General features: G+C 48.4%; 11 protein-coding genes and 3 pseudogenes. 10 read left to right on the top strand and 4 right to left on the bottom strand.

Going from position 1 to position 21,216, the window contains the following annotated elements; all coding sequences use genetic code 11:
• The first annotated feature begins 829 nt into the window (after positions 1 to 829).
• The 5 genes from HMPREF9999_RS01570 (at position 830) to HMPREF9999_RS01590 (ending at position 6,305) form a co-directional block, all read left to right on the top strand.
• Positions 830 to 1,255, top strand: coding sequence for an energy transducer TonB (locus tag HMPREF9999_RS01570; RefSeq protein WP_052316458.1), 426 nt, complete (start codon positions 830 to 832; stop codon positions 1,253 to 1,255).
• Between the two features lie 36 nt (positions 1,256 to 1,291).
• Positions 1,292 to 2,674, top strand: a complete 1,383-nt coding sequence (locus tag HMPREF9999_RS01575; RefSeq protein WP_044062897.1) for a sensor histidine kinase — start codon at positions 1,292 to 1,294, stop codon at positions 2,672 to 2,674.
• 61 nt (positions 2,675 to 2,735) lie between these two features.
• Positions 2,736 to 3,518: a response regulator transcription factor gene (locus HMPREF9999_RS01580; protein WP_009436502.1), complete on the top strand. Its 783-nt coding sequence runs from the start codon at positions 2,736 to 2,738 to the stop codon at positions 3,516 to 3,518.
• A gap of 125 nt (positions 3,519 to 3,643) precedes the next feature.
• Positions 3,644 to 5,053, top strand: a complete 1,410-nt coding sequence (gene dnaA, locus HMPREF9999_RS01585; protein WP_009436503.1) for a chromosomal replication initiator protein DnaA — start codon at positions 3,644 to 3,646, stop codon at positions 5,051 to 5,053.
• A gap of 241 nt (positions 5,054 to 5,294) precedes the next feature.
• Entirely contained in the window at positions 5,295 to 6,305 is a 1,011-nt protein-coding gene (locus HMPREF9999_RS01590) for a MucBP domain-containing protein (protein WP_009436504.1), read from the top strand.
• A 141-nt stretch (positions 6,306 to 6,446) separates the two neighbouring features.
• Here the strand turns inward: HMPREF9999_RS01590 and HMPREF9999_RS01595 are convergent, their stop codons facing one another.
• From HMPREF9999_RS01595 to HMPREF9999_RS01605, 3 genes are all read right to left on the bottom strand, one after another.
• Positions 6,447 to 7,841, bottom strand: coding sequence for a DUF389 domain-containing protein (locus tag HMPREF9999_RS01595; protein WP_009436505.1), 1,395 nt, complete (start codon positions 7,839 to 7,841; stop codon positions 6,447 to 6,449).
• Between the two features lie 72 nt (positions 7,842 to 7,913).
• Positions 7,914 to 8,510 carry a hypothetical protein gene (locus HMPREF9999_RS01600; protein ID WP_009436506.1) on the bottom strand — a complete coding sequence of 199 codons (597 nt, stop codon included), beginning with the start codon at positions 8,508 to 8,510 and terminating at the stop codon, positions 7,914 to 7,916.
• 131 nt (positions 8,511 to 8,641) lie between these two features.
• Positions 8,642 to 9,163 carry a hypothetical protein gene (locus HMPREF9999_RS01605; RefSeq protein WP_157049576.1) on the bottom strand — a complete coding sequence of 174 codons (522 nt, stop codon included), beginning with the start codon at positions 9,161 to 9,163 and terminating at the stop codon, positions 8,642 to 8,644.
• Between the two features lie 349 nt (positions 9,164 to 9,512).
• Between HMPREF9999_RS01605 and HMPREF9999_RS01610 the strand changes: the two genes are divergently transcribed.
• The 5 genes and pseudogenes from HMPREF9999_RS01610 to HMPREF9999_RS10155 all read left to right on the top strand — a co-directional run.
• Positions 9,513 to 11,012 (top strand): glycoside hydrolase family 10 protein, encoded by a 1,500-nt coding sequence (locus tag HMPREF9999_RS01610; RefSeq protein WP_009436508.1) that lies wholly within the window; start codon positions 9,513 to 9,515, stop codon positions 11,010 to 11,012.
• A gap of 242 nt (positions 11,013 to 11,254) precedes the next feature.
• Positions 11,255 to 13,681 (top strand): bifunctional aspartate kinase/homoserine dehydrogenase I, encoded by a 2,427-nt coding sequence (gene thrA, locus HMPREF9999_RS01615; RefSeq protein ID WP_009436510.1) that lies wholly within the window; start codon positions 11,255 to 11,257, stop codon positions 13,679 to 13,681.
• Positions 13,682 to 14,951: 1,270 nt separating this feature from the next.
• A pseudogene (locus tag HMPREF9999_RS01625) lies at positions 14,952 to 15,203 on the top strand (IS30 family transposase); the annotation flags it as partial.
• 312 nt (positions 15,204 to 15,515) lie between these two features.
• On the top strand, positions 15,516 to 18,335 hold the full coding sequence (locus tag HMPREF9999_RS01630; RefSeq protein WP_009436515.1) for an outer membrane beta-barrel protein: 2,820 nt from the start codon (positions 15,516 to 15,518) through the stop codon (positions 18,333 to 18,335).
• Positions 18,336 to 18,420: 85 nt separating this feature from the next.
• Positions 18,421 to 18,667 (top strand): annotated as a pseudogene (locus tag HMPREF9999_RS10155) (IS5/IS1182 family transposase); the annotation flags it as partial.
• 861 nt (positions 18,668 to 19,528) lie between these two features.
• Here the strand turns inward: HMPREF9999_RS10155 and HMPREF9999_RS01640 are convergent.
• Positions 19,529 to 21,040: pseudogene (locus HMPREF9999_RS01640) on the bottom strand (sulfatase-like hydrolase/transferase); the annotation flags it as partial.
• Positions 21,041 to 21,216 lie beyond the last annotated feature (176 nt).

Here is a 21,216-nt window from a genome sequence, read left to right on the forward strand (position 1 = left end):
CGCTCGCGCGCATCCCTGGAATTTCGTGTTTTTTGCTTTCACAACCTTCACGCAGGGGGTGTTGAATGTTCTATTTTAGGGAGAGAATTTTCTGCTTTTACAAGACAGCTTGGAGCAGTCGAAAGGTAGGAAAATAGGACGATGGAACCGATGTGTGTTAAAATATGTCCGAAAGATGCGCACTACGAATTGAAACATAATAGGTTACAGAGTTTTCTGTGAAGGTTGTGAAAGTAAAAATACGAAAATCGCTGTAATGCGCGTGTACATGCGCGCGTGAGGAAGTCTTTTTAAGATTCGTTCACCCTCCGTTTTCTTCTTCCTCGCTTTGGGCTCTTTGGGGCAAGGAGATAACCTCGTTTCTCGATGACTCTTCGATGAGTAGGCAAACTCTCCGACATTTTCCATTTTTTCTTGGAGATTTCCAGACAGATGTCGGAGACTTTTCTGCGCATCTCCGAGATTTCCCCCTCTTGTTTCCTACATTTTGTGTGAGATAATCCAATGTCCTTGTAGCACTTGTGGAGAGTTATCGCGAGACAAAGGCTTAATGAAGTCTTACGAAGGCTTAGCAAAGGGCTATAATTTGTGCACCGTCGGAAAATAATGGGAGAGATATTTGGCGAGCCACGAGCAAACCACTAATTTCGCTGTGTAGAACAATGGACAGAACGGCAGATTTTTTCCTCGCTTGCGAAATAGAAAAGTTCGTTTCCTCTGTTCGTTCTATGTCACTTGCAAGTGCCCCTTGATTTCACCCAGAGTCTTGTCCCTTCCTTGCTTTTCTAGGCGGCAATGCTGGAGCAAAACTCTATAACCTCTACTCATCATGAAGAAGATATTCACCCTTCTCGCTTTCTCTTCCTTCCTGCTTACCACCAGCAATGTCGCCATGGCTTGCGCTCCTGTGGAAACGGTGAGCATCAGTAGTTCCGAAGAAAAGACTAATGTGCAGACCCAAGCTAAATATGGCACTGGCGATGCGGAACTCATGGCGGATGTAGCCAAACTGATCAGATATCCCAAAGATTGTATTGAAAAAGAAATTCAAGGGGTCGTTTACGTGAAATTTACGATTAGTGCTAAAGGCAAAGCAGGCGGTTTTAGCATCCTCAAATCACTCCATCCTTCGGCAGATGCAGAAGCCATTCGCGCAGTGAAGAAACTGCCCGGCAAATGGAAACCTGCGCTCGATAGCAAAGGAAAGCCCGTGAGCTGCAACTTCAGTTTGCCCATTGTTTTCCGACTAAACTAAGCCACGGAGCGTTCGCTCTCGATAACTCCAAGAATCATGACCTCACGTCTCTCGCTTCATCGACTCGTGCAACTCATTTCGCTCAGCATCATTGTGATGCTGAGCCTTTTGGGCGTTTGGCAGGTGCAGCGATTGCGTCATGAAGTGGCACAAGCTAACGAACGAGTGCCAAGTTGCTTGCAGAGTGCCGACGTGGTGGAGATGTTTGTCAGAACCAGTCGTCATCGTGTCACAGACAACATGTATTTTTATCTTCCTGCGAGTCTCGAGCTCTCCCACCTCATGAAGTTGCCCAAGGCTTCGGACGAAGTGGCACTTGAGATGCAACGCACGCTCCACACCTCTATCGATTCGTGGTTGCCGCCCGATGCCGCCTTGCTCGACAGTCTGTTGCATGCCCATCTGATGCGCGAGCAGCTCCCCATTAGTTATGAATTGCAGAAAGTGGATTTAGTCAACGATAAAGTGACATTTCGCGCTCTTCACACCCAGCAGTGGATGCCGTGGGGCGGTGATGAATTTAAGCCCTCTGCGCAGGACTTGGCAGACACGCTCTTTGTGAGTGATGACTATTCGCAAGCCTATGTGCTGCGCTATGAGTCGTGCTGGAAAGTGGTGCTGCGCAACGAAATTCCGAGTCTTGCAGTTTTTCTGCTTTTTCTCATCATCTCGATTGTGGTGCTGGCATTGTTGCGTTTGCGGCAGCAGGAAGCCACTGCCACCACGCAGTTCGTGCGCAATCTCTCGCACGAACTCAAAACGCCAATAGCTGTGGCGCAGGCTGCCCACGAGGCTTTGTTGGATTTTGGTGCAGATCAAGATGTGGGGCGAAGACAACAACTGCTGCGCACTTCGCAACGACAAATCGTGCAACTGCAACAACTAGTCACTTCGTTGCTTGATGCGCTGCGTCCTCAGCCACAATGGCGCAAACCCCAGTATGAAGGTTTGGCGGTGGAGGAAATGCTGTTGCAACTGCAAGACGAACACGAACTTGGGCATGACAAACCTGTGAGCATCTTCCTAGATGTGCAACCGAATGATTTGGCTTTTTCGACTGATCGGCTGATGTTGCGTGATTTGCTCAACAATCTGATAGACAATGCTATTAAGTATTCCAATGAAGAAGCCGTGGTGGACATTCGAGTGAGGAAAGATGAGGCAGCACGCGCGGTTATCATCGAGGTGGCAGACCAGGGTGTGGGCATTGCTGCGCGCGATTTGCGCAAAGTGTTCCGAAGGTTTTATCGGGTGGAGCAGGGCGATTTGCACACAGTGCGTGGTTATGGGCTTGGGCTCTACCACGTGGACTGTCTGGTGCGGCAACTGGGGGGGCGCATCAGTGTGCAGAGTGAGATGGGGAAGGGCAGTTGCTTCCGTGTCGTTCTTCCTCTCGATGCAGTACCGCAGACATCTTGACCTTTGCCGACGATGGTGTGGCAAACTGCACCAATCGTTTTCTTAAATCTCTCATGAAGATATGAATAAAATTCGCATTCTCCTCGCTGAAGATGAACGTGATCTGGCGGGTATTCTCCGAGATACGCTCGTCACCCTTGATTTTGCCGTGACCCTAGCGCACGATGGCGCTGCGGCATTAGAGGCTTATGCGGCAGAACGTCCAGATTTGCTGGTGACGGATGTGATGATGCCGGTGATGGATGGCTTCTCCCTAATCCAAAAACTGCGACAGGAAGATGCGCGACTGCCCATCATCGTGCTCACTGCACGCACCGACACAGACGATGTGGTGCACGGGCTGCAACTGGGAGCGAATGATTATCTGCGCAAACCCTTTTCGATGCGCGAACTGGTGGCCCGCATTCAGGCTCTGTTGCGACAATTTCCACCCCATCCCGAAAGGGAAAATGGAGCAGGGGCAGAGGCAGCACACAAGGGGACGATGGTGGAGATGGTAGAACAGGAGAGTCAGAGTGAGCCAACAGAAAAGGCTAGAAGAGGTTTGAGCTGTGGGGCCACGACCCTCTATCCTTCGCGAGCGTTGCTGCAGACTGCCGATGGCACGGAGCAACCCTTGACTCAACGTGAAGCTGAGATTCTGCGACGTCTCTTTGCGCATCCCAATGAAATCGTGGAGCGGCATGGCTTGTTGCTTGACCTGTGGGGCAGTGATACGGCCTACAATGCTCGCTCTCTCCACGTTTTTGTGTCGCGTCTGCGCACAAAATTGGCTTCCGATGCTCTGCTCTCTCTTCGCAATGTGCATGGGCAGGGTTATCGCCTTGTAGTGGAGGAGAATTAAAGGGTAAGGGTATAGGGAAAATGTGATGTTTTTTTTGTAACTTTGCGCCATTGTTTTTGGCTGGCTGCGGCTCTGTCGAAGACGAAAGACATCGAACCCTCCTTAACCTCCTCATATCCCGCACTATGTCACAAAAATGGCTCTCTACTTTGCAAATCTTGAAGCCTACCATTTCCGCAAACATCTACACGATGTTTGTGGATCACATGAAGTGTAGCCATGAGGATGAGCAAATATTGGTGCTGGAGGTGCCTACTGCGGCTTTTCGTGACACGATGTTTAAGGCGATGGGGATGCAGTTGCGTGATGCCATGGTGAAGGTGTGGGGAACCATGCCCAGCGTGAAGTGGGTGTTCACCGATATGCTCGGGAATAATGATAGCTCGGGACAGGTGTCTGTGCTTTCGTCTAAAGGCTCGACTACAGCTCCAGCGGTGCACCAGCCCATAGCGCAGCTGACACCTGTGGCGCAACCCTCCAACTTCGATACGCACCTGATCGAAGCCTATACTTTCGATAGCTATTGCGAGGGTATCAGCAATCGTGCTGCGGTAAATATGGCGCGTGCCATGGCGGAAAATCCAGATGCGCAGACCTTCAATCCCTTCTTCTTGTATGGGCCTTCGGGAGTGGGAAAAACACACTTGGTGAATGCGGTGGGAAATGCTGTGCGAGAGAAATTTCCAGAACGACGTGTGCTCTTTGTTTCGGCGCGCAACTTTCAGGTGCAGTATGCGGATGCTGCGATGGCCGACCGCAACAATAAGAATTCCACGGCTATCAATAGCTTTATCCACTTCTATCAAAGCATTGATATGCTCATCATCGATGATTTTCAAGAAATCAGCGGTGAAAAAACACTCAAGGCCTTTTTCCACATCTTTAATCACTTGCACGCCAATGGGCGCAAGATGCTTTTCACCAGCGACCGTTCGCCAGCTGAATTGAAAGGATTGGAAGATCGCATTCTCTCGCGTCTGCGCTGGGGAATCACCATTCCGCTAGAACAACCTGACCGCACTTTGCGTCGCGACATTATCTTGTGTAAATTGCGTCGTGATGGGGTGGAAGGATTTCCCATGGATGTGGTGGACTATTTGGCGGATGTCGTGTCGGAAAATGCAAGAGAACTTTATGGTATGGTCAATTCTATCATTGCCGAGTCTATGAAAACGATAAGCTCTCACATTACGGTGGAGTTGGCGCAACGTGTGGTGCCACGAATTGTGAACCAAGCGCGCAAAGAACTGAGCTTCCGCGAGATTTCAGAATTGGTGTGTGAACACTATGGCGTGAAATCTAAAGAGGTATGCTCCAAATCGCGCAAGGGCAACATTGCGGCAGTACGTCATATCGTGTGCTACCTCGGACAGAAGTTCACGGACATCTCGTTGTCGCAAATCGGACGTGAACTAGGAGGGCGCGACCACTCCACCATTTTGCATAGTTGTAAAAAGATAGAACGATTGTTTGCTACGGATGCAGCATTCCGCGAGGAGATAGAGAATATTGAAATTACTTTGCGCAAGAAGTAGTGCGTGAAGGGGTGTCATGCTTTTCTTGATAAAGTAAAATAGGGGAAGATGACATGAGCTTTTCAGGAGTGAGAAGCCGTGCATCTCGCTTCGACTACTTGGGTGAGCATGGGTAAAGATATAGTTTGGAGCAGATTTCTCAGTTTTCTAGAGAAATCTGCTCCAATTTACATTATTTATCGTTGGCGATAAGTCGGGATTGTTGTGAAGTTTGTAACTTTACGGCACCAACACAAAACACATGAAACACTATTTATTGCATCGTTCTATTGCCTTGCTCGCTGTGGTTGTGCTTACACTAGCCGCTTCGGCACAAGGTACCAAGAAGATTGTGCTAAAATGCTATGATACCTTTGGCACTTATTTACTCACCGACTCCATAGTGCAACCGCAAGAAAGTTGCTTTTTTTTGATTCCTCCTCAAATACCTTACTATTCTTGTGTCACCTACGATCCTAAAGGCTCAAGTGCTTGTTTGGTGGGTGGTGAACTGAATGTAGAATACAGAGCCAATGGTTTAACAGGCTTTGATTCACTCACACAGCAGTCTATCGAGATTCATGATAACATGAGTGTCGTCGTTACAACCATGCGTGAAGGAGAGCCTCACTTGTGGACAGCTCAAGGAAGTACTTCCAAAATGTCTATCATTCCTCTGTCAAAGGCTGCTCATAGCCCTGAGGAAACGTGGGTGTTTACGAAGAGTTACTTGGGATGGCAGATTTACAACGAAGCGACAGGTTTATATCTCGCGGGAATCTCTAAGAGCGGTGATCTCATGGTGGGAGAAGAGCCTGTGATGTTCGCGATGAAGACTAGTCGTGTGACGGGCGAGGCTTGGGAAATCACTGATGCTCAAACGCAACAAACCTATAGTTTTGTGCCGCGTCGATATGCGGTGCGTCCTTTCTTCAAATTGCAGGAGAATTTTGTGGATGATAAGGACGAGGAAATCGTTGCTTCTCGCGAATCTTATGTGAAGGCTGGAGATTCCTTTAAACTCGAGATCAAGAATATCCAGGATTATTCTTATAAATCTTGGCGCATAGATGGGAATGATGGTGGAGATGCTATGACTTTGCCTAAGATGGAAACGCACCATACGATTGAGTATGTGTATAAGCATGTCACTGCTATCTCACACCAGCGGGAGTTGGTGAAAGAGCTTGCGCCAGTGGATCTAAGTGGTCGCAGAGTGACTTCTGGCTATCGAGGCTTGGTGATAGTGGGAGGCCGTGTGAAGTGGCAATAAACTGACTAAACGAAAAAAAGGCCGTGATGTAGAGGATTACATCACGGCCTTTTTTAGGTGATTTTTTTATGCTAATTTATAGCAGAGTTCTTATATCTATAGCAGAGCACTCACTTCTATGGCAGAGATCACGATTGAACGTTATTGCGCACGGAGAATGAGTTGAAGTTGCTGAGCTTTGGTGCGTGCTTTGAGCCAGTCGTTGAGGCGTGCGCGCTCTGCTTCCGAGAGTCTTCCTTTATGGGTGACCACTGCTAGGACAATGTGCGACTTTTGCCCTTCGGAAGGGGCAGAGATAGTTGGACTATCAGAGGATGCTACACTATCTGTTGGCACTTCCACAGCTTGTGACAGACTGAGCGTCTGAACATTGGGCCACAAAGTCTTGATTTCACCACTGATGCTGCGACTCATCGTTTCATATTGAGTATAGGATTGGAGTTGCGCTTCAAGATGTTGGATGCGACCAGCCTGTTCTAATAGTTTTTTGTTGTTGGCTTCGGTTGTTGTTCCCAATTTGTTGAGAGAAGCATTGAGAAGTAACAAACTATCGGATTGTGCACCTTGGAAAACTTGAAGTTTATATTCTCCTAAACTATACTCTTCCAACTTATTTTGTGCATCTTCAATGTTGCTCGCAGAGATAGGATTACCCACGGCCACCACATTCAATAGCTTTTTCTCCCCATCCTTCTGGTGAGACACGATTTGCGTGCCAGGATAGCGCAGCTCGTGCTTCAAAAACTTGGTGATGTTATTGTCTATCACGCTCTCACGAATGATTCGCACTGTCATGATTGTAGCTGGAATCATGGTGATAAATACAATGCCAATAATAGTGCGATTCACTACCCTCATACGATCTTTGCTCACCACTATCTTAGGACGGAAGCGAAGCATGCGAACCCCAATGTAGGTGGCGAGAGCAATGAACACCGTGTTGATGAAATAGAGATAGAATGCGCCGAAGAAAAACGACCATTCTCCCATTGCCAAACCATAACCTGCTGTGCAAAGTGGTGGCATGAGGGCTGTAGCAATGGCCACACCTGGCAATACATTGCCCTTGCCACGTGTGGAAAGAGCCAGAATCCCTGCAGCACCACCGCAGAGCGCAATCAACACATCGTAGAGTGTGGGAGAAGTACGTGCGAGGAGCTCAGACTGTGCCTCGGTGAGAGGAGAAATCAAGAAGTAGACCATCGCTGTAAGCACACTAATCACTGTGGCTACGAAATAGTTTTTGATAGAACTCTTGAGCAAGGGCAAATCTCCGATACCTACTGCCAATCCCATGCCGATAATCGGCCCCATGAGTGGAGAAATGAGCATCGCACCGATGATGACTGCGGTGGAATTGACGTTGAGTCCGAGTGAAGCGATGAAGATGGCAAAGACCAGCACCCACAAGTTGGAGCCGTGGAAGGAAACCCCGCTGCTGATTTGTTCGATGGTCTCAGCTTCATGCTCTTTGTCGGGCAGTGCATTGAAGTATCGCTTGATGGTTTTCCACAAAGTTTGGGAAGTTTGCGCCATAGTTTTATCTTGGTGTGAGGATGTTAGAAGTGAAAAGTCGAGAACCCGCTTTTATACTGTCACAAATCGCGATTAGAACGACAGACCAAAGGCTATGTGTGGGGCAAATGTGGAATGCTGGCTTACAGAGTATTTGAGGTCTTTGAAACCAGAAAGGACGGCCAGACCCACTCGGAAGAACAAACCTTTAGGAGCTTGGTAGCGATAGCTCATTCTCAAACTTCCGAAATAACCAAAGCTAGGATTACTCGTGTTTGTTTTCGTGAGGTTATAAATCTGTTTTTCCATGGGATCTTCTCCAGTGTCAGACATTTGCATAAAGAACCATGAGTTGTTGGTGCGATCTTGGTAGTAACCGAGGTTCAGACCAATACCGAAATCTAAGAAATTACGTTTACCACCAATCAAAGTGTTGATTTCGAGAGGTATGGCAATACCCTCACACAGGTAGGAGTCATTGTTTAGGATAGAGAAAGGAGAGTCCTGGCCGCCGTAGCCAATTCCGACGCTATATCCCAAACCTTTGTTGCCATGAAAACGTGCATCATAGCTCACGGAGAAGCTATTGGAAAGACCACCGAATTCTGTGTAGACAGCATGTTGAGGTTTTTGTGCAGCCATAGGCAGTGCCACACAGAGTAAAAGCAAGAAACCTAAGAAGGATTTCATAGTAGCTGAGTATTTAGAAGGAGAATATGAGAAATACTTGTTGAGATGCGTACTTGCTGAGGCATCTACGGGTAAGGATATAGTTGAGATAGCTCAACAAATCTCTACAAATCTAGAATGAGTAGTCGATTTTAGAATGAATAGCCGATCGCAACATAAGGTTGAAGGACGTTGTCCGTATTCTCGCGGTCGTGAGCGTTGATGCAGAGTCCAGTACGAAGCACAAGTCCTCGAGTCATTTGATAGCGATAGCCCATATTGAGCGTGAGATAGTAGCAAAACTGCTTTCTCTTGGATTCAATATGGTATTGATTCTCCTCATCTATTCGAGAAATACGTTCTGTATATCGCAAAAAACCAGGTACAACTCCAGCACCGATTTCAAAATGATGCGCTCTTTTTCCCGTGAGGTAATACATGCGCAGTGGCATTGACACATGCGAGAGCTCGTAGCGATAGGAGGAGCCGTAGGTGTCGATGCTGTGTCCTAGCCCCACATCGTAACCCCAATGAGAGTTGGGAGCAAGGCGAGAATCGTAGTTGGCAGAAAAACCATTGGATGCACCATTAACTTCCACATACACTGCACGTTGCTGCGCTGAAACTCCCAGTGTGGCCAGTGAGAAGATTATGAGGAAAAGGAATCTATTCATAAGGATGATAGAATGTTTGTTGATAAATAAAAAGGGAATCAAAATGAAAACAGAAATATGCATGCAAAAATAGAACATTTTGTAGAATCAACGATGCTTATCTGTCTTTTTTTACGGCAAACAGGTTATAATCTCGGCTTTTTGAGGAGAAGAGTTGGAAAATAGCTGTCAAAGTCGTAAATTTGTGGTCAAGATTGGTGTCAGAAAGAAAAGCCTACAACAGGAATCACTCACTTGATTTTCAAAACAATTGCAGCTTTTCCCCGCGCTCTGCTACAAATCCCTTCCACTAAGGATAATGCAAAACTAATTGTTAAAGTAACAACTAGCTAATCTCCAACAATATTCAATGAAAAAATCGCTCCTATTTCTTCTTCTCTTCGTATTGCACCTTGTCGTGTATGCACAAAACCCCTTTGAAGGGCCGAAGCGCGAGATGCGTGGTGCTTGGATTCAGTGTGTCAATGGCCAGTTCCAAGGCATGAGTCGCGAGCAGATGCAAGCCAATCTCACCCGTCAGCTCGATGTCTTGCAAGCCTGTGGCATCAATGTCGTGATGTTTCAAGTGCGTGCCGAAGCCGATGCACTCTACCAGAGCAATTATGAACCTTGGAGCAAATTTCTCACAGGACGTCAAGGTCAATATCCAGGCTGGGATCCCCTCGCGTGGATGATTGATCAGTGTCACTATCGTGGCATGGAATTGCACGCGTGGATTAACCCCTTCCGTGCCAAAACCAAGGGTACAAAAGAATTAGCCACGACCCATCCCTATTTTAAAAATCCCGATCGCTTCTTGCGCTATGATGGACTGCTGCTCTTCGATCCAGGCATCATGGAAAATCAGCGTTACATCTGCGATGTGGCTACCGACATCGTCCGCCGCTATGATGTAGATGGACTCCATATCGACGACTATTTCTATCCCTATCCTGCACCAGGGCAAGTGATTCTCGACGATGCCACCTATCTCGCCAATCGCAATGGCATACAAGACCGTGCAGAGTGGAGAAGATTTAACGTGAACACCTTCGTGAAGATGCTCTATAACACCGTGCATAGTGTCAAACCATGGGTGAAGTTTGGAGTCTCTCCTTTCGGCATCTACCACAATCTCTCAGCTGGGAGCAACATTCCTGGAAGTGAAACGCGCGGACTTCAAAACTATGATGACCTTTACGCCGATGTGCTCTATTGGGTGAACCAAGGTTGGGTGGACTATGTGGTGCCACAACTCTATTGGGAAATCGGACACAAGTCAGCCGACTACGAACGTCTCATCCGTTGGTGGTCACGCCACACCAATGGTCGCCCTTTAATCATTGGGCAAGATGTGGAACGCACCGTTCGTGCGCGCGATGTCAACAATCCCACCGTCAATCAAATGGCAGCTAAGTTTGAGTTGCAACGCAATTTGCCCAATGTGGCGGGTAGCTGCCTGTGGTATTCTGCTGCTGTGGTGCGCAATGAAGGAAACTTTGCTTACGAACTTCAGAACAACTACCACCTTACACCAGCCCTTCAGCCGCTCATGCCTTTCATCGACAACAAGGCTCCTAAGAAGCCTCGCAAGGTGAAGAAACTCTGGATGCCCGATGGATATTATCTCTTCTGGACAGCACCCAAGGCCAAGACAGAGATGGACGATGCAAAGCGTTATGTAGTCTATTGTTTTGAAAAAGGGCAAAAGATAGATCTGAATTCTTCTACCCACATCATTGCCATCACCGACCAAACGATGTATAAACTTCCTTATCAGTTTGGTAAAGAAAAATACACTTACGTCATCACGGCTCTCGATCGTTTACAAAACGAATCGAAACCTGTGAAAGTCAAAGTGAAACTCTAAAGACATCTAGCGTTGCGTGCCGCAGCTGTGCACTTGTACTCCCTGCGAGAAAGTCAAGCCTCGGCACGCAACGCCTTTTATATAGCAGACGTAGACAGTGGTCGCGCGCTGCGTATGCCCTTTGGTGGGTCTCTTGTTTAGGCAAATGTTTGTGCGGCTCTTCCATAGGTGACAATGCGCCGTAAAGACTTTCTTCATCAATAGAACTTATTCCTTCTCTTCACATTTTATTCAGACAGCCCATGAAAGTACTCAAGTTTGGTGGTTCTTCTGTGGCCACACCACAAGCCATTCAGCAAGTCAGACAAATCGTGCAGCACACTGCTTCTCCCATGGTGATAGTGGTTTCTGCGCTGGGAGGAGTCACTGATCAACTCATCGCGCTCTCCCATCAAGCCACCAAAGGGGGAGATGATTATCTGCCTGCGCTCGAAGCCCTCCATCAACGTCATTGCGACATGGTCAAAGCGGTGGTCGAAAAGGCTGAACAACCTGCTCTCTTAGAGTTGGTCAATCGCCGCTTTCGCGAATTGGGGAGTTTGCTTCAGGGCATCAGTCTTATCCAAGAACTTCCCCCTCGCATCGCCGACACCATCGTGGCTTACGGCGAACTCCTTTCATCGGCTATCGTGGCACGCGCCATCGACAAAGCCATCTATATTGATGCACAGAAAATCATCAAAACACGCAAAGAGGGCGCGCGTCAAACCGTAGATTTTGAAGCCACTCATGCAGCCATTGAGCAGCACATGCACGCGCTGCCACAAATCACCGTCGTTGGTGGCTTCATTGCGAGCGATGTCACCACTGGGCACACCACCAACCTCGGACGTGGGGGCTCTGACTACACCGCTGCCATCATTGCTGCGGTACTCGGAGCAGAGGTGCTGGAAATCTGGACAGACGTAGATGGATTCATGACAGCCGACCCAAGAGTCATTCCCACGGCTTTCACCATCGACGAACTCACCTACGATGAGGCCACAGAATTGTGCAACTTCGGGGCAAAAGTCATCTATCCCCCCACCATCTTCCCAGTGTGCAAGGCGGGCATCCCCATTCTCGTGCGCAACACGTTCAATCCCACCGGTCGCCACACCATCATTCGCCAAGATGCAGCACCTGGTGAGCGACTCATCCGCGGCATTTCTTCCATCAACCAAACTGCACTCGTCACCGTGAGTGGTATGTCCATGGTGGGGGTAGTCGGTGTCAATCGCCGCATCTTCTCCTGCCTCTCCGATGCTGGCGTGAGTGTGTTCATGGTGGCGCAATCCACTTCCGAAACCTCCACTTCTCTCGCCGTCACCCCTTCACAAGCGGAACAAGCCTGCGCCATCCTCGATCAGGAGTTTGCCAAGGAAATCGAGTCTGGAGCCATGAATCCTGCGCAGTGCAACAACGATCTTGCCACTGTCGCCATCGTGGGTCAAAACTTGCGCTACCACACCGGTACGGTCGGCCGTCTTTTCTCCGTCTTAGGACGAAATGGTATTGGGGTCAATGCCATTGCCTTGGGTGCTCTCGAACTCAGTGTGTCGCTTGTCATTCCTCAATCTCAGTTGCGCAAGGCGATTGGTGTGCTCCACGACAGCTTCTTCATGGGCAATTACGAAGAGTTCAACCTCTTCCTCTGCGGTGTCGGCACAGTGGGGAGCCAGCTCATCGCGCAACTCCAATCGCAGGCAGAGACCCTGCGCCAAGAACGTGGTCTCAAAATCAATCTTGTCGGCATCTGCGGCCGTTCTTCCGCTGTTTATGCGCGCGAAGGACTCGACACTGCGCGTTACCGCGAACTCCTCGATGCTTCCACCATTTCTGGGGGAATCGAGGCTATGCTCGATACCATCGAAGAGATGAATATGTTCAACTCCGTCTTTGTCGATTGCACAGCTTCAGCCGAGGTAGCAAAGCACTATGCGCGCTTGCTCGATCACCACGTCCATGTGGTCACTGCCAACAAGATTGCGGCATCGGGTGATTACGACAACTATCAGCGTCTCAAGTCGCTGGCTCGCCAACGTGGCGTGAAATTCCTCTTTGAAACCAATGTCGGTGCGGGCTTGCCCATCATTCACACCATCGATGATCTCATGGCTTCGGGCGACAAAATCAAGAGCATCGAAGCGGTACTCTCTGGCACGCTCAACTATGTGCTCAATGCTCTCTCTTCCGAGGTGTCTTTCTCGCAAGCGGTGCGCCAAGCGCAGGAGGAAGGTTACAGCGAACCCGATCCACGCATCGACTTGAGTGGCATCGATGTGGTGCGCAAACTCACCATCTTGGCGCGTGAGAGCGGTTATCGTGTCGAGAGCAGCGACATCGAAGCGCGCCGCTTCTTGCCCGACCATCTGTTTGAAGGTTCGCTCGAAGATTTCTGGGCACAACTTCCTTCGCTCGATGCGCATTTTGAAGAAGAACGCCAACGTCTCGTGCGCGAAAACAAGTGCTGGCGCTTTGTGGCAGAGTGGCACGAAGGCAAGGGTAAAGTCGGTCTCAAGGAAATCCCACAAGGTCATCCCTTGTATCATCTCGAAGGCTCTAACAACATCCTTTGCCTCACCACCGAACGCTACGACACGCCCATGATCATTCGCGGTTATGGCGCAGGAGCTGCCGTCACTGCCGCTGGTGTCTTTGCCGATGTCATGCGTATCGCTCATCTCTAATCCCCCTTTGTCACTACCATTACCGCCTTCCTAGGTAGGGTAATACCTCATTTCATCGCGCCCGTCCGCATCAGAACACAAGTTTTGATGCGGACGAGCCGTTTCTGGTGCAACCATCTTTCTTTGCTGCTTTCTTTCCCCTTCTGCCTTCTCTCCCTTCTCTCTCCCTTCATTCTCTTATCTTGCATTCGCTCTTCTTTCGCTCGCTTTTTTGTCTCCTTGCTTCTTCCTTTCTTCTTTCACCCCATTTTCTATCCTTTTCCCTTGTCGCATATCCCTTTATTCATCCGTTCTTTTTGCTTTCCCTCTGCCCCCTATAAGTATATGGGAGGATATGAGGCGAAAGTGAGAAAAATCGACAGAAAAGTGACATTTTTTCTTTGAGATCTTTCTATTTGAAAAGTCTATCTTGCAAAACTGTGTGATAACGTGCTGCAGAACACACCGACCTTCGCGAACTCTATCTCTTTTAGCGATTTCTTGTTCTGACCTAGTCTGTCTGTTTCCATCCATTTTCCCTAATTCGTGATAGGGTAGTGTAGGAGAGGACGAGTTCACTCGTCGCACTGTGGAAAACTCTCTCCTCGCGCGTACGTGCGCGCGCCCTACAGCGATTTTGCACTTTTTGCTTTCACAACCTTCACACTCGCTTTGTCCGTTGTCTTCCTTTTCCCTTATTTTTCAAGGTATTATCCTCCTATAATCTCCCATATTTTTCCGAAAAACTCCGACATTTTTGGAGAAACCTCCGACGTTTTCTCAAATATCTCCGAGTGTTGTGGATAACTCTCCGATTTTCCCATTTTCTCCCCAAAATCTACTCTTTGCCCCCAGTTGTCCATATACGGCTTATTTCATCCCATTTTCCTTGATTTTTTGCTCTTCTGCCACGTTTTTCTAAATGAATGCAAATAAATCGCTTGTATCTCGTTGTGCCCTAGTGTATTACAACGAAAAGTGTGAAGGTTGTGAAAGCAAAAACTACTATTTTGCAGGGTGCGCGCGTGCACGCACGCGCGAGAAACCTTGATTTTACATTTGTTAAGTTGGACGGGAAAGTTAGTAGGAACGACTTTCGTTATGTTGGTATACCTAGCGAGGATATACCAGAAGTTACTTCGTACTTTCAAAATCGAAGTGTGTAGAGTCTATCCACACTTTTCGTGAATTGAAACGCAGCAGCACTAGGTCGGGCAAGTATATTTGGTTCAAGGCGTACGACAAGGCAATGGAACGTCGCAAGCGTTCCACACGCAATGCTGCCCTTGCTCCCGATTTTGCCGCACACAAACTCATTACAAAGTATTTGGGAGCCGTCGTCTATTTCGCAGATTCTTATGTCTCATGGCAGAAAGGAGCGATTGAAAATACAAACTCATCAGACAGTATATTCCAAAATAAGCCAACTTTGATGAAGTTACAGATAAAAAGATTGCGATCATACAGAAGAAAATCAATAATAGACCCAGGCAAAATAATGTTTGAAACACCAAAAGCAGAGTTCTTCAAACGAGTAGCCTAATTTTGCACTTGCCGGTTGACTCTACGTATTACGTAATTTTCTGTCTCATAACACAAAAAGACCATGAAAAAATCTTTGTAGAAAAAAAAATGTGTATATTTGCTGTTGTTTTTCAGCTTAGTATCTATTGTATGGATATTGTACTGCTGTGAAAATGAAATTTTCAGGAGATATCGGTGCTTGCTTATATGGTTGTTTATACATCTATGTTGACGTACCTCTTTGCAAGTCAATTACATAAAAAGTTATCCGACTCTAATTTGCCAGGAAAGGCGTATATTATAGGCTATTATATTTTATCCCTTTATCCTTATGTCTTCAAACAGGTTCGTTCTTATATTTTTCGCAATTTTCATTACTGCTGTTTCATACGCGCAAGAGTCCACTGTTACGCTGCAAGGCGGTGTCCAAGATGTCTTCTTGAAGCGCGGTCTTTTTGATTGCCGTGTCGCCCTCTTCAACTCGGACAGTATTGAGGTGAAAAGCGATATTAAGGTCTATGAGATTGGTGAAGACAGCATGCACGTCTCCACCATCTATTCCATCAATACTCCCAACGTGGCCGGCAACTACCTGATTCGCGTCCAAAAGCAGGGATACGCAGATGGATGGGCACAGGTCGTCATTCCGCAGGACAATCAGAAGAAACAGTTGTCTGTGCCTATGATTTCTTTGCGCAAGTTGATGCGCGAAAATCAATTGGGCGAGGCAGTTGTGCAGGCCACGCGCATCAAGGTGAAGATGCGCAACGACACCTTGGTCTACGATGCAGCTGCGTTCAACCTTCCTTCGGGTTCAAAGCTCTCTCACTTGATAGAGCAACTTCCAGGAGCCACGATGAATGCAGCTGGCGAAATATTCATCAATGGGCGAAAGATTGATGAACTTACCCTCAACTCGCGTTCCTTCTTTCGTGGGAACGAAGCCGTGTTGCTGGAAAACTTGCCCTACTACACTGTGAAAGAGTTGAAAGTCTTTGAGCGCCAACGCTTAGAGATGGTGATGCGTGGGCAGAAAGACGACAGTCCCGAGTATGTGATGGACGTGAACCTGAAGAATGAATATTCCTTGGGAGCGATGGTCAATGCAGAAGCGGCGGGCGGTACGCACGAAAGGTATCTTACTCGTATCTTCGGGTTGCTCTTGACGCCTACCTCGACCATTGGAGCCTTTGCGAACTTGAATAATACGAACGACATCAGCCGCGCGATAGCGAGAGGATGGAACCAAGGGGAAGGATTTATAATGGGCAATCAAAACAAGCCTTCCACGCGCAAAGCCGCAGGACTGACTTTCGAGTACCAATCGACGGAAAAGGCAATGATGGGCTATCCAGCCTTAATGGAGTCTGCACAATTGTCATTCGATCACTATCAGAACTTGGACGCCTCGGGACGCTACAAAGAGAGCTTCCTGCCTTCGGGGAGTACTTTCGAGCGTATGCAGCGTAACCTGCAAACGACCATCAAAGCCGCGCAGCTCATCAATAAGTTCAATTACTTGCCTTGGTCTCTTAGCCACTATTTGAGCGTAGGATACAAGGAAGACAAGGAGGCGTGGGACAAAGCTACGCAGCAGTGGAATGCACAGCAAACAATGGCGAGCCAACAAATCGATGCTTTGGGCAAAATAAAGCATTATAGTATGCTGTCTATGCTGGGGTTTTCTATACCCCATCTTCGCCGACTGAGTGTCGGTTTCAACAGCTTGTGGGAGCGTTCTGATCGAGATTATTTCCACCGCCAAACTACGGCTTTAGCTCATCAGTCCAATGATTATCGCCACGAGTACACCGATGCTCGCACTACGGAGTATCGTGTGGAGCCTTCACTGTCCTTCTACCAGAACTTGTCTTCGCTATGGTCTCTTCACTTCAAAGAGCAATACAAACTGAGCGGCAAGAGTAGTGATGACCAATACTTCCTGTTGAGCGATTTGAAAGGCTGGGGCTTGGAAGATAGTGTGCAGGTCAATCTCTTGCCCTCCAATCGCGATAGGCTTTGGCAGGCTTACGACAAGACGAATAGTACAGCGTCGCACAGCCAACGTCACGAAAACGAATTTTCAGTTACCTTGAAACGGAGCAAGAGTGAGCACTTCCCCATCGACCTCACCTTGACTTTGCCACTTTACTTCCAGCGCGAACGCTTGGACTATCATCGTGGGGCGATGGACACGCTTGCCCATTACACGATGGTTGCACTTCATCCCTCTTTTTATCTCAGGCACAAACAGTGGTCGCTTCGTCTCGGATTTACTTCATCCACTCCTGGATTGATGAATATGATTCCCTATCGCGATGCCCGCAACAGCTTGGAGATTATCGAGGGTAATCCTCTCTTGAAAACCAATCAGCGTTGGAATGCCAGTCTTTCGTATCAGCCCAAATGGCAAAGCCGTAGAGTCGGTATGACTTCTGGGCGGGCGGAAACCTCGTTCGTTTATCACCTCCGCTCCGTGGCGCAAGGATTTACCTACCAGGCACAGACTGGAGCAACGACCTATCGACCAGAAAACGTACGTGGTAATTGGGCGTGGCAGTCGTCCTATCACACTACCATCTCTCTGCATCAAAATCAGCAGTGGTGGGTGGATAGCCATACCGCGGCCGACGTTTGGCACTCGGTGGATTATGCCGCCCTTGATGGAATGGCGGATGCTGCGCTCAACAAGGTCGAAACCGTCAATCTCAACGAGTCGCTCAAATTGAGCTATAAAAGTCGACATACTAAGGTCGATCTGTTGGGAGGCGTGCTTTGGCGTCGTACTTGGGGGCATCGCCCCACGCAAACCTCCCTTTCGGCTTTCGACTTTCGCTATGGTTTCAACTTTCAGCAAACCATCCCACAGTGGAAAACGACGCTGAATGTCGAAACGACGGTGTTGAGTCGCCGTGGATATGGGAGCAGCGCGTTCAACAAGAGCGAGTGTGTGGTCAATGCCTCCCTCACCCAATCGCTGTGGCGCGATAAGTGGGAACTGACTTTAGAGGGACGCGACCTTTTCCACCAGCTTTCCAATACCACCTACGAGGTCAATGCACAGGGGCGCACCGAAACGTGGTATCGTGTCATCCCCAATTACCTCATGCTCCACCTCGTCTATAAGTTCAGCCTAAATCCAAAACGATAGATTCATCCCCTAATAAGCTCGTGCAAGCTCGAGACTGACAATGCAAGCTGTTCCCAAAGCCTCAGATAGCAGGTGTCAGAAGTGAAAGAAACACAAACTATTCTGCAAGCGAGCAGGCATAGAACCAACCATCGGACACTTGAAATCAGATCATCGTTTAGGACGCAACTTTTACAAGGGAGTGGTAGGGGATGCTGTGAACCTACTATTGGCAGCTGCTGCTTATAACTTCAAAAGAGCCATGAGAGCTCTTTTGACCCTGCTAAATAATAAGCGAAATGCTAAGCGAGAGAGCATCCACGAATGGATTCTCACTTAGCTATGCTTTTTAAGGGACGATTAAATAGAAGAAATACTTATTAAAACAGATAAGCAAATATGAAGAGCTGTTTAAAAGATGCCTTGGATAAGGTTATGTTTCGTAGTGGAAGTCTAATTGAGACTATTGCTGTCAGATAAAAGTTTTTTGTGTGTAATAAAATAAGGCTGAAACCCTCTTATTGGATTTCAGCCTTGTTTGTTATAGTAAGAGCTATTTCCAGACAGCAAATTTAGAACATCACCTTTTCTCCATGGGGTGTGCCGATGACGAAAACACCTTTCTGGGGAAGGCGTCCTGGTTGGACGCGACGACCCGAAAGGTCGTAGAGTTGCACTTCGCGACCACCAGTGTCCAATTTGAAGACACCATTTTCTACTACCACTCGATGCTGCTCTTTGGGGAGGGACAAAATGCCGGTCGGCTTCACCTTTTCGCCATCCACAGGGAAGAGGGCATAGGCACAACCTGCATCGCTCGTGTTGGTGCCGCCACCCCAATCGAGGACTACATATTGTCTACTCTTGTCACCTTGGTTGATTTGCGAGAGTCCACAACCTAAAGCCATGAGATTTTGAGAGAAACTGTTACCAGTGAATGTCCATCCACGGGTGGGACGTAGTTTGCTCGCGCGTAAAGGTTGAGCCGGTTTTACACCTGTGCCAGGTTGGAGATACAAACTGTCTTTGCGACACATGATGTCATAGCCCAATCCGTCAGGGCGCAGGATCAATCGCCATTGCGATGCGTTCTCTTCGGGTTTAGGACGACCATAGAGGGGTTGCCCTGCTTGGGTGGCTGTGAGATAGCGGTTTTCACGTCGAGGGGTGAATAGATGATAATAGATCGCAGTGCTATCGCCTGCAAGTGGAAGACGTTGTGCATCGAGAAGTTGCTGCATACTCTTTACTACATCGGGGTGTTTAGCACTAACATCGCGCGTTTCACCTCGGTCGGCAGATATATCAAAGAGTTGCGCTTGACGACTGTAGCCAGTGGCTATTTGTTCGTCTGCCATTTTTAGCGGACCATTAGAACCTTCGATGTATTTCCAACGATTGGTGCGAAGGCTCAAGCAGCGATTTAGCGCCATCTCCAGCACGAAGGGGCTGTGCGCATCGCTTTTTCCCAACCATGTGTCAAGGGCATTGCGACTGTCGATAGCTGCTCCATCGGGGATTTGACTGTTGAGCATGGCAGCCATGGAGGCTACACCGTCTATTTGCGTGACGAGTGCATGGCTCACTTTGCCAGCTGGCACTTTTCCAGGCCATGTGACGATGAAAGGAACGGCAGTTCCACCTTCGAGAGCACTGTATTTACCGCCACTCCAAGGACCTGCGGGGCGGTGAGAACCGGCAAGACGAACGGCATCGTCCTTGTATCCATCGTCGAGCACAGGACCGTTGTCGCTGGTGATGACGAGAAGGGTGTTTTGGTCTAAGCCTAGTTTACGCAGTGCTTCCGTCACCTTTCCTATGGTGTAGTCAAACTGTAAGATGGCTTCTCCACGCAAGCCCATAGGGCTCTTGCCACGGAAGCGTTCGTGGGGATAGCGTGGTACATGGACATCGTTGGTGCAAAGGTACATGAAGAACGGCTCTTCGCGGTGGTCAGTCATGAAACGCACCGCACTATTGATGATGTTGTCGGCAATGTCTTCATCGCGCCATAGGGCACGACCGCCTCCCTTCATGTATCCGATGTGCGAAATGCCATTGACGATGCTCTGATCGTGGGTGTGGCTTGGGCGTAACTTGGTGAGGAGTTCTGGATTCGATTTTCCCGTAGGTTCACCAGGGAAGTTGTTGTTGTAACTCACAGAAATAGGCGCGCTAGGGTCGTGATTGACCACACGTCCGTTCTCAATGAACACGCAGGGCACGCGGTCGGCAGTGGCTGCCATGAGGTAGTGATAGTCAAAACCAATGTCGCGAGGAGTCACATCGAGTTCTCCATTCCAGTCTTGCTCTCCAGTCTTACTACCTAAACCGAGATGCCATTTTCCTATTGCAGCTGTGGCATATCCTTTCTGTTTGAACAAATCAGCGATGGTGAACTGTTCGGGAGAGATGAGCAAAGCCGCGTTGCCAGCTGCAATGTTGCTGCTAGGATGACGAAAGGCATGCTGTCCTGTGAGCAAGGAATAACGAGAAGGGGTGCTGGTGGCAGCAGCTGCGTGAGCATCGGTGAAACGAGTGCCGAGCGCAGCAATGCTATCCACGTGGGGAGTATGTACGCGCTGCGCGCCATAGCAGGAGAGGTCACCATAACCAAGGTCATCGGCAACGAGAAAGATGACGTTGGGACGAGAGTCTGGAGTCTGTGCAGTAGCGGAGGTTGCCCCCAAGGATGCAATGCAGCTGAAAAGAAGAGGATGATTCATGTATAGGAGGAAAGATAAGGAGGTGTATGTCGCAAATTTACATACTTTTTGCGACAGTAGCAAACTGAAACTTTCATTTCTCTGTTGGTAGACGAAGGGAGAGGTGTGTAATCACAAAATAATAACCCCAATTCGGTTTAAGAGCGGTTCTTCATATTAGTGCGTATTCCCGTGAC

Source organism: Alloprevotella sp. oral taxon 473 str. F0040 (genome assembly GCF_000318095.2).
Classification (GTDB): domain Bacteria; phylum Bacteroidota; class Bacteroidia; order Bacteroidales; family Bacteroidaceae; genus Alloprevotella.